2 protein-coding genes are annotated in these 1,904 nt (G+C 75.4%); both read left to right on the top strand.

Annotated elements, in window-relative coordinates; genetic code table 11:
• Nucleotides 1-144 precede the first annotated feature (144 nt).
• The gene (locus tag HMPREF0731_RS19165) at nucleotides 145-1,461 is read left to right on the top strand and encodes a sigma-54-dependent transcriptional regulator (protein WP_007005865.1); all 1,317 of its coding nucleotides are present in this window, start codon (nucleotides 145-147) and stop codon (nucleotides 1,459-1,461) included.
• Between the two features lie 133 nt (nucleotides 1,462-1,594).
• Nucleotides 1,595-1,904: PTS sugar transporter subunit IIA (locus HMPREF0731_RS19160; protein WP_007005864.1), on the top strand; the 310-nt coding region annotated here is incomplete at its 3' end.

The following is a 1,904-nucleotide window of genomic DNA, read 5'->3' as shown; positions in this document are numbered from 1 at the left end:
CGAGGCGGCGGCGCCGGGCGAGGGGCTCGGCCTGCCGATCGCCGGGGAGCTGGCCGCCGCCCTCGGCGCCAGTATCGAGCTGGCGCCGAACCCGGGCGGCAGCTGCATCCGCCTGACCGTGCCGCCGCAGCCGGAGCCCGCCGCATGAGCCAGACCCTGCCCGGATCGGTGCTGCTGATCGAGGATGACGCGGTGCTGGGCGAATCCCTGCTGCAGCGCCTGACGCTGGAGGGGGTGGAGACGCGCTGGGCGCGCAGCCTGGCCGAGGCGGAGGCGCAGCTGCGCCGGCACCGCCCCGGGCTGATCGTCTGCGACATGCGCCTGCCCGATGGCAGCGGCGAGGCGCTGCTGGCCCGGCTGATGCCCGATCTGGGCGGCACGCCGGTCATCGTCGTCACCGCCTATGGCGATGTGGCGCAGGCGGTGCGGCTGCTGCGCGCTGGCGCCGACGACTACGTGGAAAAACCCTTCCCGCCGCAATTGCTGATCGACAAGCTGGCGACGCTGTCCGGCTGGGTGCCGCCGGCGCCGCCGCCGCCCGGCGAGGCCGGCTGGCAGTCGCCGCCGATGCAGGCGCTGCGCCGCCAGCTGCTGAAGCTGGCCGGCGTCGACACCACCGTGCTGCTGGCCGGGGAGAGCGGCGCCGGCAAGGAGGTGGCGGCGCGGCTGCTGCACGAGGCCGGGCCGCGCGCCGGCCGGCCCTTCCAGGCGGTCAACTGCGCCGCCATCCCGGCCGAGCTGCTGGAGAGCACCATCTTCGGCCATGAGCGTGGCGCCTTCACCGGCGCCGCCGGCCGCCAGGCGGGGCTGGCCGAGCGGGCGGGGGAGGGCACGCTGTTCCTCGACGAGGTGGCGGAGCTGCCCGCCGCGGCCCAGGCCAAGCTGCTGCGCCTGTTGCAGGAGCGGCGCTTCGCCCGGCTCGGCGGGCAGGAGGAGCTGCCGCTGCGCGCCCGCGTGCTGGCCGCCAGCAATGCCGATCTGCGCGCCCGCGTGGCCGAGGGGCGGTTCCGCGAGGATCTCTACTACCGGCTCGGCGTGGTCGAGCTGGCGGTGCCGCCGCTGCGCCAGCGGCCCGAGGATGTGGAGGGGCTGGCGGCGCATTTCCTGGGGCACTTCGCCGCCGGCCTCGGCCGTGCCGCCCCGGCCCTGGCGCCCGCCGCGCGCGACGCGCTGCTGGCGCATGACTGGCCCGGCAATGTGCGCGAGCTGCGCAACCGCATCGAGCGCGCCCTTGTGCTGACCGAGGGCGGCGGGCTGGACGCCGCCGATCTCTTTCCCGAGCGCGGCGGCGAGGAGGCGCGCCTGCCCTCCCTGGCCGAGGCGCGCGACGCCGCCGAGGCCGGGCATATCCGCCGCGTGCTGGCGCGCTGCGGCGGGCGCATCGGCGATGCGGCGCAGCTGCTCGGCATCTCGCGCACGACGCTGTGGGACCGCATGCGGCGGCTTGGCCTGCGCGGTTGAAGCAGGCAAGCTGCATCCAAAGCCGCCCTGCCGCATTCATGCCACAATGCCTCCGAGCGCAAGGTTAACATCTTGTCATCCGAACGGTGGGCGGTCATCTGTGCCCGGCACGGCCGGAATTTTGGAGAATGTGATGGCGATCAACGACCTGTTCCCCGGCGAGGACTCGATCCTCAGCCTGGCGCCGGCCGACAAGGCCGAGCTGCTGGCGCTGCTGGCGGAACAGGCGGCGGAGCGGATCGGCCGGCCGCAGCGCGAGGTGCTGGAGGCGCTGACGGCGCGCGAGCGGCTGGGCTCGACCGCGCTCGGCCGCGGCGTCGGCCTGCCGCATGCGCGGCTGGAGGGGCTGGCGGCGCCGCTGGCCCTGCTGGCGCGGCTGCAGCGGCCGATCGAGTTCGACGCCCGCGATGGCGACCCGGTCGACCTGGTGTTCCTGGTGCTGT

This window comes from Pseudoroseomonas cervicalis ATCC 49957, from assembly GCF_000164635.1.
In the GTDB taxonomy this organism is placed as follows: Bacteria; Pseudomonadota; Alphaproteobacteria; order Acetobacterales; family Acetobacteraceae; genus Pseudoroseomonas; species Pseudoroseomonas cervicalis.
The sequence above is the reverse complement of the archived record's forward strand: the minus strand, read 5'-3'. Positions and strand labels throughout refer to the sequence as shown.